General features: G+C 69.0%; 15 protein-coding genes. 3 read left to right on the top strand and 12 right to left on the bottom strand.

Going from position 1 to position 13,499, the window contains the following annotated elements:
- Window positions 1–21: 21 nt before the first annotated feature.
- The 10 genes from ACI766_RS23495 to ACI766_RS23540 all read right to left on the bottom strand — a co-directional run bounded on the left by ACI766_RS23495 (window position 22) and on the right by ACI766_RS23540 (window position 9,688).
- Window positions 22–594, bottom strand: a complete 573-nt coding sequence (locus ACI766_RS23495; protein WP_003093949.1) for a YceI family protein — start codon at window positions 592–594, stop codon at window positions 22–24.
- Window positions 595–658: 64 nt separating this feature from the next.
- Window positions 659–1,429: an IclR family transcriptional regulator gene (locus ACI766_RS23500; RefSeq protein WP_003093951.1), complete on the bottom strand. Its 771-nt coding sequence runs from the start codon at window positions 1,427–1,429 to the stop codon at window positions 659–661.
- Window positions 1,430–1,528: 99 nt separating this feature from the next.
- The gene (locus ACI766_RS23505; protein ID WP_003123277.1) at window positions 1,529–3,013 is read right to left on the bottom strand and encodes an amidase; all 1,485 of its coding nucleotides are present in this window, start codon (window positions 3,011–3,013) and stop codon (window positions 1,529–1,531) included.
- Complete coding sequence (locus ACI766_RS23510) at window positions 3,014–4,333, bottom strand: citrate-proton symporter (protein ID WP_003101135.1); 1,320 nt, start codon at window positions 4,331–4,333, stop codon at window positions 3,014–3,016.
- 37 nt (window positions 4,334–4,370) lie between these two features.
- Entirely contained in the window at window positions 4,371–5,591 is a 1,221-nt protein-coding gene (locus tag ACI766_RS23515) for a M20 aminoacylase family protein (RefSeq protein ID WP_003101134.1), read from the bottom strand.
- A 164-nt stretch (window positions 5,592–5,755) separates the two neighbouring features.
- Window positions 5,756–6,346, bottom strand: coding sequence for a YceI family protein (locus tag ACI766_RS23520; RefSeq protein ID WP_003120867.1), 591 nt, complete (start codon window positions 6,344–6,346; stop codon window positions 5,756–5,758).
- 60 nt (window positions 6,347–6,406) lie between these two features.
- The gene (locus ACI766_RS23525) at window positions 6,407–6,742 is read right to left on the bottom strand and encodes a hypothetical protein (RefSeq protein WP_003093963.1); all 336 of its coding nucleotides are present in this window, start codon (window positions 6,740–6,742) and stop codon (window positions 6,407–6,409) included.
- Complete coding sequence (locus ACI766_RS23530; RefSeq protein WP_003101127.1) at window positions 6,739–7,854, bottom strand: serine hydrolase domain-containing protein; 1,116 nt, start codon at window positions 7,852–7,854, stop codon at window positions 6,739–6,741. Before ACI766_RS23530 ends, ACI766_RS23525 begins: the two co-directional genes overlap by 4 nt.
- A gap of 67 nt (window positions 7,855–7,921) precedes the next feature.
- Window positions 7,922–8,707 carry an MBL fold metallo-hydrolase gene (locus ACI766_RS23535; protein WP_003093967.1) on the bottom strand — a complete coding sequence of 262 codons (786 nt, stop codon included), beginning with the start codon at window positions 8,705–8,707 and terminating at the stop codon, window positions 7,922–7,924.
- A gap of 84 nt (window positions 8,708–8,791) precedes the next feature.
- Window positions 8,792–9,688 carry an acyl-CoA dehydrogenase family protein gene (locus tag ACI766_RS23540; protein WP_003093969.1) on the bottom strand — a complete coding sequence of 299 codons (897 nt, stop codon included), beginning with the start codon at window positions 9,686–9,688 and terminating at the stop codon, window positions 8,792–8,794.
- Window positions 9,689–9,890: 202 nt separating this feature from the next.
- Between ACI766_RS23540 and olsB the strand changes: the two genes are divergently transcribed.
- A complete protein-coding gene (gene olsB, locus ACI766_RS23545) occupies window positions 9,891–10,646 on the top strand; it encodes an L-ornithine N(alpha)-acyltransferase (protein WP_003093970.1) in 756 nt (251 codons plus the stop codon).
- Entirely contained in the window at window positions 10,646–11,422 is a 777-nt protein-coding gene (olsA, locus tag ACI766_RS23550) for a lyso-ornithine lipid O-acyltransferase (protein ID WP_003103796.1), read from the top strand. The genes olsB and olsA overlap by 1 nt, the downstream gene beginning before the upstream one ends.
- Here olsA and ACI766_RS23555 read toward each other — a convergent pair.
- Entirely contained in the window at window positions 11,419–12,279 is an 861-nt protein-coding gene (locus ACI766_RS23555) for a universal stress protein (protein WP_003093974.1), read from the bottom strand. The genes olsA and ACI766_RS23555 overlap by 4 nt on opposite strands.
- A 149-nt stretch (window positions 12,280–12,428) precedes the next feature.
- The gene (locus tag ACI766_RS23560; RefSeq protein WP_003093976.1) at window positions 12,429–13,001 is read right to left on the bottom strand and encodes an ACP phosphodiesterase; all 573 of its coding nucleotides are present in this window, start codon (window positions 12,999–13,001) and stop codon (window positions 12,429–12,431) included.
- Window positions 13,002–13,153: 152 nt separating this feature from the next.
- Between ACI766_RS23560 and pyeR the strand changes: the two genes are divergently transcribed.
- Entirely contained in the window at window positions 13,154–13,456 is a 303-nt protein-coding gene (pyeR, locus tag ACI766_RS23565; RefSeq protein ID WP_003093978.1) for an ArsR family transcriptional repressor PyeR, read from the top strand.
- Window positions 13,457–13,499: the final 43 nt, after the last annotated feature.

Below are 13,499 nucleotides of genomic sequence, written 5' to 3' on the forward strand. Positions count from 1 at the left end.
GCCAGGGAAAGACCGGGCCGCTCACCGCGAAGTGAAGATCAGCACGGCGCCGACCGGCACCGAGAGCCCGATGCTGCCGGCGCCGGCCAGCTTGCGCAGGGTCTCGATGCCGGGGGCGAGGTCGAAGTCGGCGGCGTCCAGCACCAGCGGCGACAGGGTCACCACCTGGAAGCGATGCTCGTCCAGGCGGGTCACCAACAGGTCGCTGGCGTAGCTCTTGCGCTTGCCGTGCAGGCTGACGGTCACCGGCTGGCGCATTTCCAGTTGCACGCCGTCGGCCAGCTCGACGATCGGCGCCAGGTCGAGCTGGGCGGTGATCTCCGCCTCGGCGAAGCGCTTGGTCTCGAACAGATGCTCGCGGATGCGTTCGTCGCGCAGCGGGATGTCGGTGCTCACCGAGTCCAGCTCGACGCGCAGGCGCGCCTGCCCCTTGTCGTCGACCTTGCCGTGCATGACCAGGAAGCGGCCGACTTCCGAAAGGGTAGCGTTCTTGGTGGAGATGAAACTGAGTCGCGACGACTCGTAGTCCAGGTACCAGGCGGCCTGGACCGGCAAGGCCAGGAGGGCCAGGCCGAGGCAGATCAACTTGTGCATGCGGGCTCCCTTTGCGTCCGGCGCCACCTTAAACCGGCCGCCTGGGAGCAGGCAAACTCCCGCGTCAGTCGAGCGCGTGCTGCAACTGACTGACGGTATCGGCCAGGGTTCCCAGGTGCCGGCGGCGCACCCGTTCGACGCAATCCTGGTCGCGCGGCCAGTGCAGCGCCACGCTGCCGAGCAGGCGACCCTGGGCGCGTACCGGCAAGGCCACCGCGCGGATCAGGAACGGCAGGCGCACCGGATACTCCCAGTGTCCCTCGGTACGCTCGCCGTAGCCCTGGCCGTGGGCCTGCTCGCGGGTGCGCAACCAGAGGTCCTCGTCTACCTGGTGCTGGCGCGCCAGGCGGCGCACCTCGCTGTCTGCCAGTTCGCCCAGGCAGGCCTTGCCCATGGCCGAATGGAACAGGCTGGCGTGCTGGCCGACCACCAGCCGGTTGGCCGGGTAGCGCTTGCGCAGGACGCCGGGCACCGAGCTTTCCGCCACCAGCAGGCGGTCGCCGTCGAGAATCGACAAATCGGCGACCAGCCCGGTGCGCTCGCTCAACTCCACCAGCAGCGGCGCGGAACGCTCCACCACCTGGCAACGGAAGCGCTCGGCGGCGTCACCGTAGAGGCGGGTGGAACGCAGCCGGTAGCGCCGGTCGGTCAAGCCGCGGTACAGCCAGCCCTGCTCCAGCAGGGTATGCAGCAGCCGCGACACCGTGGCCTTGGGCAGTTCGGTCAGGTAATGCAGTTCCTCGAGCCCCAGCGCCTGGTGCTGGCCCAGCAGATCGAGGATCGCCAGCGCCCGCTCCACCGAACGCACGGTTCCCGCCTCTTCTCTTTCCGGCATGACGACACCTCCACCGTCGACAGACCGTTATGGCAAAGCAAGATGCAGGCCCAGGTCATGTAGGAAGAATCTGCGAATACGCCAGCATTGCTCCGCGGCCTAGTCGATGCCCCCTGGAGCCTCGAGCATCGCCGGCGGACGGCGGCTGACCCAACGGGTCAGGCCCTCGTGGGCATGGGCCAGTTGCAGCACCGCCAGGTCGGCCTGCGCCGGGCCGATTATCTGCAATCCCATCGGCAGGCCCGCCGCGCCGAAGCCGATCGGTACGCTGATCGCCGGCAAACCGGCCAGGGTCGGGCCGATCACCACCTCCATCCAGCGGTGATAGGTGTCCATCGGCCGCCCGGCGACCTGCCGCGGCCACGCCGTTTCTGCATCGAAAGGAAACACCTGGGCGCTGGGCAGCAAGAGGAAATCGTAACGTTCGAACAGACGCGCCAGCGCCCGATACCAGTCGCTGCGATCCAGCGAGGCGCGATAGACCTCGGTGGCGCCGAGGCCGAGCCCGGACTCCACTTCCCACTGCGCCTCCGGCTTGAGCCGGACGCGCCGTGCGGGATCGGCGTAAAGCTCGCCAAGCGAGCCCTGCACCAGCCACTGGCGATGGACCAGCCAGGTGCGCCACAGGCGCTCCAGGGGATAGTCCGGCAGGCACGCCTCGACGTCGCAGCCCAGCTCGGCGAAATCGCCCAGCGCGGCTTCGCAAAGCTCCAGCACGCCCTCCTCCATCGGCAGGTAGCCGGCGTAGTCGCCGAGCCAGCCGAGCCGGGCTCCGCGGAAATCGCGCCCGAGGTCGTCGGCGAACCTGCGCGGATCGTCGCGCAACGACAGCGGACAGCGCGGATCGTAGCCGGCCTGGGTGGCCAGCAGCCGGGCCAGGTCCGCCACGCTGCGCCCCATCGGGCCTTCGGTGGCCAGTTGCTGGACGAACAGTTCCGCTTGCGGGCCGTGCGGCACCCGTCCCTGGGACGGGCGGAAGCCGTAGACGTTGTTGTAGGCGGCGGGGTTGCGCAGCGAACCCATCATGTCGCTGCCGTCGGCCACCGGCAGCATGCGCAGCGCCAGCGCCACCGCCGCCCCACCGCTGCTGCCGCCGGCGATCCGCGCCGGATCGTAGGCATTGCGGGTGGTGCCGAACAGCGGGTTGTAGGTCTGCGAGCCGAGCCCGAACTCCGGTACGTTGGTCTTGCCGATGACGATCGCACCGCTGCTCTTCACCCGCTCGACGACGATGGCGTCGTGCTCCGGCACCTGCCCGGCGAACAGCGGCGAACCCAGGGTGGTAGGAATGCCGGAGGTGGCGGCGAGGTCCTTGATCGCCTGCGGCATGCCGTGCATCCAGCCCAGCCATTCGCCGCGCGCCAGTTGCCGGTCGCGCTCGTCGGCCTGGGCGAGCAGGCGGCTTTCCGCCTGCAGCGAGACGATGGCGTTGACCCGCGGGTTGAACCGTTCGATCTGCGCCAGGTAGGCCTGCATGACCTCGCGGCAGGACAGTTCGCGTCGGCGGATCGCCGCGGACAGCGGCAGCGCGTCAAGCGCGACGATTTCCTCGTGGCCGTCGCTTCGATGGCGGGTGGCGCTCATTCACAGACTCCTTGCCGGCTTGCCCAGGGCCGGTTCACGGGGGCGCGGGGCGGGCGTCGCGCCCTCCCGCAGATAGAGGGTGGCGAGCAGCCCGAGGAAGGCCGCGCCGAGCACGTAGAACGCCGGCGCCACTGGCGAGCCGCCGACCTCGGTGAGCCAGGTGACGATGAACGGAGCGAAACCGCCGAACAGCATCACCGCCAGGTTATACGCCACCGCCAGGCCGGTGGAACGCACCCGCACCGGAAACTGCTCGGCCACCGCGGTCGGCGCCGGGCCGAAGAAGCCGCCGATCGCCGTGCACAGCAACAGTTGCATCAGCAGCAGGCGCCCCAGGCTCGGCGCCGCGGCGACCCAGGCGAACAGCGGATAGACCATGAGCATGAAGGCCAGGGTCGCGACCAGCAGCACCGGGCGCCGCCCGACCCGGTCGGAGAGTCCCCCAGCCAACGGGATCACCAGGGTCATCAGCGCCACCGCAGCCATCTGCACCATGAACACCTCGTCCAGCGGCAGGCCCAACTGCTTGTGGGCGAAGGTCGGCATATTCACCAGCACCACGTAGAAGGACACCGTGCCGATCACCGTCAGGCCCATGCTCACCAGCACGCTGCGCCGGTATTCGCGCAGCACGCCGAGCAGCCCCTGGCGCTCGCCGGGCTCCCGGATGGCTTCGAGGAAGGCCTCGGTCTCGCCCATGTAGCGGCGGATCCACAATCCCACCGGACCGATCAGCAGACCGAACAGGAACGGCACCCGCCAGCCCCAGCTCTCCAGGGACTCGGCGTCCAGGCAATGGGTGACCAGCGCGCCCATCCCCGCACCGGCGAACACCGCCAGGCACTGGCCGAACAATTGCCAGGAACCGTAGAGACCGCGCCGGTGCGGCGGCGCGCTTTCCACCAGGAAAGCCGTGGCGCTGGCGTACTCGCCGCCGGTGGCGAAACCCTGCAGCATTCGCGCGATCACGATCAGCAACGGTGCGCCGACGCCGATCGCCGCGTAGGTCGGGGCGAAGGCGATCATCGCGATGGACAGCGTCATCAGCAGGATGATCAGTTGCATCGCCGCCTTGCGTCCCCTGCGGTCGGCATACAGGCCGAGCAGGACCCCACCGACCGGACGCATGAAGAAACCGACACCGAAGGTGGCCAGGGCCATCAACAGCGAGGTGTACTCGTCGCCGGAAGGGAAGAACAGCCTGGCGATCAGGCTGGAAAGGAAGCCGTAGACGATGAAGTCGTACCACTCCAGGGCGTTGCCGATCACGGCAGCCGCCACCTGGCGGGTACGCGAGGTACCGCTCGGGCAAGCGTGCATGGGAATCTCCTGGTAACCGGGGGAATGCCGGCGCGGCTCAGGCCGCGCCGTTATTGGCGGCAGTCAGTCGAAGGCCGGACGCCGCGGGGGCGGCCAGCCAGGTCTCGGCGAGCGCGCCCCAATAGGCCGCGCCCCGGACCAGGATGTCGTCGTTGAAGTCATAGGCCGGGTTGTGCACCATCGGCCGTCCTCTGCCGTTGCCGATGAACAGGTAGCTGCCGGGGCAGCGCTGTAGCATCCAGGCGAAGTCCTCGCTGCCCATCAGCTTCGGCGTGTCGCCGTCGACCTGCTCCGCGCCGGCCAGCTCGACCCCGACCTGGCGGGCGAACTCGGTTTCCTCGACGCTGTTGACCAGCACCGGATAGGCCGGGTAGTGCTCGATGCTGGCCTGGCACCCATAGCTGGCGGCCTGCAACTCGATGATCTGGCGAACCCGCTGCAGCACCTGCTCGCGCACCTGGCCGTCGAGCGCCCGCAGGCTCAGGCGCAGCACGGCGCGCTGGGGTATGACGTTGGCCGCCTCGCCGGCCTGCAATGCGCCGACCGTGACCACCGCGGCCTTCTGCGGATCGACGTTGCGCGCCACCACGCTCTGCAGGGCCATCACCGCGCTCGACGCGGCGAGCAACGGATCGACGCTCAGGTGCGGCATCGAACCGTGTCCACCGACGCCCTCCAGGGTGACGCTCAGCAGGTCCTGGGAAGCCATCATCGGTCCCGCGCGGAAGCCCAGGTGCCCGGCCTCCAGTCCCGGCATGTTGTGCATGCCGAACAGCGCATCGCAGGGAAAGCGCTCCAGCAGCCCATCGGCGAGCATCGCCTCGGCGCCGCCCTGGCCTTCCTCGGCGGGCTGGAAGATCAGTACCAGGGTGCCGTCGAAACGCCGCGTCGCCGCCAGGTAGCGTGCCGCGCCGAGCAGCATCGCGGTGTGTCCGTCGTGGCCGCAGGCGTGCATGCGCCCGCCGTGGCAGCTGCTGTAGCCGAGCCCCGTGGCCTCGACGATCGGCAGCGCATCCATGTCCGCCCGCAGGCCGAGCCGCCGCGTACCGTCGCCCTGGCGGAGGACGCCGACCACGCCGGTGCGGCCGATCCCTTCGTGCACTTCGTAGCCCCAGCCGCGCAGGCATTCGGCGACCAGCGCGGCGGTGCGTCGCTCCTCGAAGCCCAGTTCGGGATGGGCGTGGATGTCCTGGCGCAGGCTACGCAGGTCGTCGGCGACCTCCTCGAGCCAGGCCACGATGTGTCGATGTCGAGCCATGCCGTCTCTCCTCTGGCCGGATTGCGCTCCGGTCTTGTTGGCGGGAGGCCCGGACGCAAGGCCGGCCGGGCGTGGTCACAGCTAAGCGCGGCACGCGGCGAAGGACAACGGAAGGCGGTTCCACTGGGTGGAACCCAAGGCCCGCGCCGCCCTCCGCCGGTACGTCAGAACTGTTCCGGCGGCACTTCGCGGAAGTTCAGCACGGCGAACACCGGTACCTCGGGAGTGATCGAGGGAATATTGGCCATCTCCTTCAAGGGCTTGAGCTTCTCTTCCAGGTCGAAGTCGAGCAGCTTCAGCAGCACCGGCTCCAGGGTCGCCACCTGGACCAGCCCTTCGCCCTGGCGGGTGACCAGCACGTCGGCCTTCAGGCGGCGCTGCTGGCCGTGCAGGTCGAGGGTGAAGTCGAGCTTCTCGACCCGCGACTGGCCGACCCGCAGGTCGTCGAAGCCGGCCATGTCCAGGCGGCTCTCCACGGTGGCCTCGGGGAAGCGCGAGGTTTCGAAGAAGTTGTCCTTCATTCGCTCGTCGCGCAGGGCCAGGCCGCTGTCCAGGGTGCCCAGCGGCACCACGATGCGCGCGACGCCCTGCTTGTCGATCTGGCCGCTGAGACGATCGAAGCGCTGCACCTCGGCCATCTTCGCGCGTTTCACGGAAACGAAGCTGATCCGCGAGTAATCCGGCTCCAGTTGCCATTCCGCCGCCGACAGCAGAGGGCTGAGGAGCAACAACAGGACACACAATACAACAGGCATTCCACCTCCGGCTTCGGGCCGGCGCCGTCCCTCGCCCCGCGCCCCGACATGCGCCGCCGGTCAGTCCGGCAGCCTGTCCGCCTCGGGCATGAGCCGGCATCCCTCGCGCGGGCCCAGCCAGGCGGCCGTCTGCGTACTGCCGAGGCCGCGGGCGGTCACCCGGCGGCGGGCTTCGTCGTCGAAGAAGCCGCTGATCGGCACGTACTGTTGGGTATAGGCCCGGCAATAGTCCGCGGAGTTCCCCATCACGTAGCGGCAGGAGCAGTACTCCTTGGCCGTGTAGGCGCCGATGATGGCGGGAAAGGCCGCCAGGTGGATGCGGTTCTGCCAGGCCCACGCGAGGGCAGCGAGCAGCCCCAGGACGAACAGGAAGAGCAAGGGATGGCGACGGATCATGGCCGCGCCTCCCCGGCGAACGCCGCCTGTGCCAGGCGCAGGAATTCGTTGTGGCGGAAACGCCCGTCGCGGTCGTCGGCGTAGCGCACGATCACCAGCTTCTCCTCGGGCAGCACGTAGAGCGCCTGGCCCCAGTGGCCGAGCGCGGCGAAGGCGGTCTCGGCGACGTCCGGCCAGGGCGCCGGCGCGCCTTTCACCGCACGGTTCAACCACCACTGGCCGCCCGGCACCGCCTCGCCCTCCTCTTCCGCGCTCGGCCGGTAGCGGGCGAAGGGCGTCAGGTTGAACTCGACCCATGCCAGCGGCAGCAGTTGCCGCTCGCGCCAGCGCCCGTGGCGCTGCATCAGCAGGCCGACGCGCGCCAGGTCGCGGGCGCTCATGTAGACGTACGACGAGCCGACGAACGTGCCGGCGGCGTCTCGCTCCCATACCGCCGAACGGATGCCCAGCGGCTCGAACAGCGCGCGCCAGGGGTACTCGGCATAGTCCGCGCCGAGCATGCCGTGGAGGGCCGCCGCCAGCACGTTGCTGTCGCCGCTGGAGTAGCGGAAACGCCGGCCCGGCGGCCGGGCCTGCGGGGTTTCGGCGACGAAGCCGGCCATGTCGTCACGCCCACGGGTGTAGAGCATCGCCACCACGGAGGATTTCAATGGCGCGAACTCGTAGTCCTCCTGCCAGTCCAGCCCGGAAGACCAGTTCAGCAGGTGGCGCAACGTCACCTCGGGATGACGGGCGAACGGCGGGTAGTAGCGCGCCACCGGGTCGTCGAGCTGGAAGCGCCCTTCGCCCTCGGCGACGCCAAGCAGCGTGGCGAGCAGGCTCTTGCTCACCGACCAGGTAAGGTGCGGGGTCTCTGCACGGCTCGGGCCGGCGTAGCGCTCATAGACCAGACGACCGTCGCGGATCACCACTACCGCGTCGGTGCGGATGCCTTTGCGACGAACATCGTCGCGACGACCGAAGGCATAGCGCTCGAATGCCTCCAGCGCCGGCCCCGCGGGCTGTTGGGCACGGGGCCAGTCGGTGTCGGGCCAGTCTTCGGCCAGGGCAGGGAGGGCGAATACCAGGGCCAGCGCGGCGAGGGCGCGGCGGGACAACGGCAAAGCGGGCATCGGCGGGCCCTCTCGACGGTCGAGGGGCAACCCTAGCATGGCCTCGATGACGCCAGGAAGCGCGGACTCAGCCTGGCATGCGGTAGTCGTCCGGGCCGAGCAGGTCGATGCCGCACTCGAGGTTCTCGATCCAGTAGAGGAAGGCGCTGATCATTTCCTTGCCGACGAAGGGCCGCCCGTGTTGCGGCACGATCATCTCCACATCCATGTCCCGGACCATCCGCGCCCACAGGCGGCAGATCTTGTTCGCCGCCATGTAGCGGCGATGGAATCCGTCCATGTACTGGATATGCGCGGCGAAATCGCTGACCGGCGCCGCGTCGTCCACCAGCGAGGCGCCCATATCGCCCGAGAAAAGGATCTTGCTCACCGGGTCGTAGAGCTGGAAGTTGCCCACCGAATGCAGGAAATGCGCGGGGATCGCCTTCAACGAGCAGTCGCCGAGAGCGATCGCCTGGCCGCGGTCGGGCAACGGCATGACCCGGTCGTAGGTGTTGATGCCATGGCTGACCGCCAGGTAGTTGGCCGTCAGGTGCGGCAGGAAGCGCGCCCACAGCTTGGAGCAGATCACCCGGGCGCGGGTGTGCAGCAGCCACTTGTCGAGGGCGGCGATGATGTCCGGGTCCTGGTGCGAAGCGAAGATGTAGTCCAGCTCCTGCAGCGGAAAGCGTTTCGACAATTCCAGCGAGAGCGGCGTGTAGGTCAGGTCGCCGCCGGGATCGAGCAGCAGGTACTGGCCGTTGTCGACGATCAGGAACTGGTTGGACTGGACCCCTTCGCCGCTGACGAGGTCATCGAAACACAGGCACTGGTGGCTGCCGTTGTCGAACAGCACGATCGGTTCGCGTCGCATGGTCGGTGAAATCTACTCTGTGCAGGCGCCGAGGAGCATTCCTCGCCGGATGCTGCGCAGGGTAAGCGCCTGCGGCGCGGCGCCTCACTGACCTGGGTCAAGCCCGAGGCGGGTCAAGGCCTTCTCCAGGCGAACTTTGCGGGCCCCGTTGGCAATCGCCAGCAAGCCTCGATCGCGTTGCCACAATGCCTCCCAGGTCGAGGCGTTGGCGGCGAAGGCGGCATCCAGTTGCCCCTCCAGCGCCGAGAACTGTTCGAACAGCCCAGCCAGTACCGCCTGGGTGCCGACGCAGGCGACCGGATGCCGCGCGACCTCGGCGCAGCCGCCGAGGATGCCGGCCAGGCGCAGCAGCAGCGGCGAGGGCCAGCCGCATTCATGGCCGACCCCATAGAGCCAGCCGACCAGCGCCGCCAGCACATGGACATCCTCCAGCAGGCGGAACGGCCTGACGTAGTCGTCCCAACCATCGCCGGGCAGGCGCTCGCAATGGGCACCGTCGAGCAACAGGCGGGAATGCGGCACATCCGGCATCAGCGGCAGCGCCGGCAACGCCTCCAGGCGCGCCCCCGGGGCGCCGGCCAGGACCACCGTCATCGACAGTCGCGGCGGCTGCCCCGGTGCCTCGTCGCGGGCGGCCACCAGCCACCAGGAGGCGCTGTCGCCAGCGGTGACGAAATCCTTTTGTCCATGCAGGACCAGCCCCTCCAGGCGGGTCTGCAGGTCCGCCGGGCGCACGCTGCGCTTCTCGGTCACGCACAGCGCGCCGAGACCTTCCGGCGCCGCCGGCCAGAGCGCGCGCAGGGCCGCCTGGTAGCCGGCGAGGAAGGCCAGGCCCGGACTCGCGGCCAATCGTCCGCCGAGCACCGCCCGCTCCAGGGTGCCAAGACCGTCGGCGCGCGCCAGGGCGGCGGCGTGCCAGTCTTCCAGGGAGCCTTCGGTGGGCAGGCGGTCGAGCGGGCCGAGCAAGCGTTGCCAGGACATGGCGGACTCCAGTGTGGAATGTGTCGGAACCGGCATCCTGCCGAGGGTGCCAGCGTTGAACAACGGCGCGTTACATCCGGCGACAATGTCATACAAGCATCACGCCCCTGTCACAGGGGTGACACCGCGCCTTCCTAGCCTGAGCTTGCACAACAAAGCCGAGCGGCCGCAACCCGCGGCGCCGGCCCAAGGAGGCCCAGGCATGACCCAGACCGCCATTACCCGCGAACCCGTCGCCGGACGCCGCCTGAAGGCCGAGCGCCTGAACGGCGCCCGCGCCCTGCGCGAGGCCCAGGCCCTGCGCTACCGCGTATTCAGCGCCGAGTTCGACGCCAAGCTCGAAGGCGCCGAAGACGGCCTCGACCGCGACGACTACGACCGTCACTGCGCGCACATCGGCGTCCGCGACCTCGACAGCGGCGCCCTGGTGGCCACCACCCGGCTGCTCGACCATCGCGCCGCCGAACGCCTCGGGCGCTTCTACAGCGAAGAGGAGTTCCACCTCTCCGGCCTCGACGCCCTGCACGGCCCGGTCCTGGAGATCGGCCGCACCTGCGTCGCTCCCGAATACCGCAACGGCGCCACCATCGCGGTACTCTGGGGCGAACTCGCCGAGGTCCTCAACGAGGGCGGCTACCGCTACCTGATGGGCTGCGCCAGCATTCCCATGCGCGACGGCGGTATGCAGGCCAAGGCGGTGATGCAGCGGCTGCGCGAACGCTACCTGTGCACCGACTACCTGCAGGCCGAGCCGAAGAACCCGCTGCCGCCGCTGGACGTCCCGGAAAACCTCACCGCCGAGCTGCCGCCGCTGCTCAAGGCCTACATGCGCCTGGGCGCCAAGATCTGCGGCGAGCCTTGCTGGGACCCGGATTTCCAGGTCGCCGACGTGTTCATCCTGCTCAAGCGCGACGAACTCTGCCCGCGCTACGCCCGCCACTTCAAGGCAGCGGTCTGATGGCGCGGCTGCGCCTGCTGCTGCGCAGCGCACGCCTGCTCGGGCTGGTCGCGCTCGGACTGGGCCTGGCCGCTTGGGTCAGCCTGCGCGAGCGGCTGCCCGGCGCCGACGTCACGCCGCTGCGCCAGCGCCTGACCCGCTGGTGGCTGGCGCGCCTCTGCGCGGCCCTGCCCTTCGAGGTCAGGGTCAGCGGCGAAGCGCCCCGGCAACCCATGCTGTGGGTAGCCAACCATGTGTCCTGGACCGATATCCCGCTGCTCGGCGCCCTGGCGCCGCTGACCTTCCTGTCCAAGGCCGAGGTGCGTGCCTGGCCGCTGGCCGGCTGGCTGGCGGAAAAGGCCGGCACCCTGTTCATCCGCCGCGGCTCGGGCGACAGCCGGCTGATCAACCAGCGCTTGGCCGAACAACTGCACCGTGGGCGCAACCTGCTGATCTTCCCGGAAGGCACCACCACCAACGGCGAAAGCCTGCGCACCTTCCACGGTCGCCTGATGGCCAGCGCCCTGGAAGCCGGCGTGGCGGTGCAGCCGGTGGCGATCAGCTACCGCCGCGACGGCGTGCCTGATGCGCAGGCGCCGTTCATCGGCGACGACGACTTGCTCAGCCACCTCGGCCGCCTGCTGCGCGGCGAGCGCGGCAGCGTGCATATCCAGCTGCTGGAACCAATCCCCAGCCAGGGCCTGGACCGCGCCGAACTGGCCCGCCAGGCCCAGCAGGCGGTGCGCCTGGCGCTGTTCGGCACTGCCGCCACTACGCAAACCCGGCGCGCCGCCTAGTCGCGCTTGGGCGGCACCGCCAGCACGTCGCACGGTAGGTCGCCGAGGGCCGCCTCGGCCACGCTGCCGATCAGCGCGCGGCGGAAGCCGGTCAGGCCCTGGGTGCCGAGCACCGTCAACTGCGGCGCCTGGCGGCGTACCTCGGTCATGATCACGTTGATCGGCAAGCCTTCGCCGACGCGCAACTGGATGTCCTCGCGGCCCAGCCCCAGGCCGGCGACGTAGTCGCGCAGCTCGACGTTGGCCTTGAGTTCCTCCTGGTCGACGTAATGCTCGACGCGGTCTTCCTTGATCCCCGAATAACGCATCATGCCTTTGGCGAACGGCTCGAAGGCATGCAGCGCGGTGAGGCTGGCGGCGTCGAGGAAGCCGAGCTGGCCGGCCATCTGCACCGCGCGCGTCGAGGTCGGCGAGAAGTCCAGCGCCAGCAGCACCCGGCGGTACTCCTCTTCCGGCGCACCGGCCGCGCGCAGCACCGGGATCTTCGCATTGCGTACCACCCGCTCCAGGGTGGTGCCGATGAACAGGTCGCGCAGCGGCGTGTGCCGGTGCGCGCCCATCACCAGCAGGTCGGCGCCGATCTCCTCGGCCACCGCGTTGATCACCACCACCGGATCGCCGACCCGCACGATCGCCTTGGACTCGACGCCGAGGCGCTCCTTCAGGGCCTGTCCGTTCACTTCCAGCAGGTTGGCGATGGCCAGCCGTTGCGGCGCGATCAGCACCGGCGGCTGGTCGTCGTCGAGCACGTTCAGCACGGTCAGTTCGGCATTCCTCGCCTTGGCCAGCGCCGCGGCGCGCATGACCGCCAGCTCGGAACGCGAGGACAGGTCGGTCGCCACCAGGATTCGTTTCATCTTCCACCTCCATTGGCAGAGCGTTGAACGTCGGCCCCATTGAACGATCGACGCGACCGCTGCCGGTTGATGTGCATCAAGCGGATGCTTCGGACTGAAACAATTGATAGGTGATTCCGCCGGCCGGGCCAATGGCCGCTGCGCCAGGCTCAGCGCTGGCTCAGGGCGAAAGCCTGGAGTTGCGGGTAGAAGGCGCGGAAATCCGCGCTCAGGTCATCGTAGCGCTGGGCCAGTTCTTCCCAGGAGCCGTCCAGCAGGTGCGGTCGCGACAGCCTCCGCGACATACCGCCCAGCACTTCGCGCAAGACCGCGAACTCGCGGTAGCTGCCCAACCAGTCCTGGGCCGCCATCCGCGGCGCGATGCGCGCCAGGCGCTCCGGCAGCGGCGAGGCGGTGCGCAGGGTGCCGTAGACCCGCTCGACGAACTGCGGCAGCGGTTCGTCGGCGTAGTCGTTCCAGTCGCGCGCCAGGCAGTGGTCGAAGAACACGTCCAGCAGGACGCCGGCGAAACGCCGGCGCTCCAGCGGGAAGCGCCGCTTGGCCGCATGCACCAGTGGATGGCTGTCGGTGAAGGCGTCGATGCGCCGGTGCAACTGGATGGCCCGCTCGATCTCGTCCGGCCATTGTCCCTGCAGGCGGCCCTTGACGAAGTCGCCGTACAGGCTGCCGAGCAGTTGGGCCGGTTGCGGGCCGCCGAGGTGGAGATGCGCGAGGTAGTTCATGCGGGCTAGCTTACCCCAGGGACGGAACCGTCGTTTCGATCATCGTCATCAGCCCTGTCGATAGCGACTATCGTCGCAATCGATCCCCATATCGTCCCACACCGATATATAGTTCGTCCCAACCCGATATGGACGGCCAACGGACCACCGCCATGCCACTGGACATCGACGAAATCATCAAGGCTCTCTCCCACCCGGTGCGACGCGACATGCTGCGCTGGCTGAAGGAACCGGAGAAGTACTTCGTCGAGCAGGACCACCCGTTCGAGATCGGCGTCTGCGCCGGCAAGTTCGACCAGCGTACCGGTCTCTCCCAGTCCACCGTATCGGTACACCTCGCCACCCTGCAACGCGCCGGTCTGGTGACCAGCCGCCGGGTCGGCCAGTGGAACTTCTTCAAGCGCAACGAGGAGACCATCCAGGCCTTCCTCGACCAACTCGGCGACGAGCTGTAAGCAGCACTCGCTTCCACCCCACCACCTCGCAGTCCAGGAGCTC

The sequence above is a fragment of the Pseudomonas sp. DL genome (assembly GCF_047199225.1).
Taxonomy (GTDB): Bacteria; Pseudomonadota; Gammaproteobacteria; order Pseudomonadales; family Pseudomonadaceae; genus Pseudomonas; species Pseudomonas aeruginosa.

Coding starts and splice junctions, on each gene's coding strand:
- ACI766_RS23540 (WP_003093969.1), bottom strand. CDS start 9,688: ATGTCCTGGCAACGCTTGCTCGGCCCGCTCGACCGCCTGCCCACCGAA.
- ACI766_RS23530 (WP_003101127.1), bottom strand. CDS start 7,854: ATGCCCGCTTTGCCGTTGTCCCGCCGCGCCCTCGCCGCGCTGGCCCTG.
- ACI766_RS23515 (WP_003101134.1), bottom strand. CDS start 5,591: ATGGCTCGACATCGACACATCGTGGCCTGGCTCGAGGAGGTCGCCGAC.
- ACI766_RS23505 (WP_003123277.1), bottom strand. CDS start 3,013: ATGAGCGCCACCCGCCATCGAAGCGACGGCCACGAGGAAATCGTCGCG.
- olsA (WP_003103796.1), top strand. CDS start 10,646: ATGGCGCGGCTGCGCCTGCTGCTGCGCAGCGCACGCCTGCTCGGGCTG.
- ACI766_RS23500 (WP_003093951.1), bottom strand. CDS start 1,429: ATGCCGGAAAGAGAAGAGGCGGGAACCGTGCGTTCGGTGGAGCGGGCG.
- ACI766_RS23535 (WP_003093967.1), bottom strand. CDS start 8,707: ATGCGACGCGAACCGATCGTGCTGTTCGACAACGGCAGCCACCAGTGC.
- ACI766_RS23495 (WP_003093949.1), bottom strand. CDS start 594: ATGCACAAGTTGATCTGCCTCGGCCTGGCCCTCCTGGCCTTGCCGGTC.
- olsB (WP_003093970.1), top strand. CDS start 9,891: ATGACCCAGACCGCCATTACCCGCGAACCCGTCGCCGGACGCCGCCTG.
- ACI766_RS23555 (WP_003093974.1), bottom strand. CDS start 12,279: ATGAAACGAATCCTGGTGGCGACCGACCTGTCCTCGCGTTCCGAGCTG.
- ACI766_RS23560 (WP_003093976.1), bottom strand. CDS start 13,001: ATGAACTACCTCGCGCATCTCCACCTCGGCGGCCCGCAACCGGCCCAA.
- ACI766_RS23525 (WP_003093963.1), bottom strand. CDS start 6,742: ATGATCCGTCGCCATCCCTTGCTCTTCCTGTTCGTCCTGGGGCTGCTC.
- pyeR (WP_003093978.1), top strand. CDS start 13,154: ATGCCACTGGACATCGACGAAATCATCAAGGCTCTCTCCCACCCGGTG.
- ACI766_RS23510 (WP_003101135.1), bottom strand. CDS start 4,333: ATGCACGCTTGCCCGAGCGGTACCTCGCGTACCCGCCAGGTGGCGGCT.
- ACI766_RS23520 (WP_003120867.1), bottom strand. CDS start 6,346: ATGCCTGTTGTATTGTGTGTCCTGTTGTTGCTCCTCAGCCCTCTGCTG.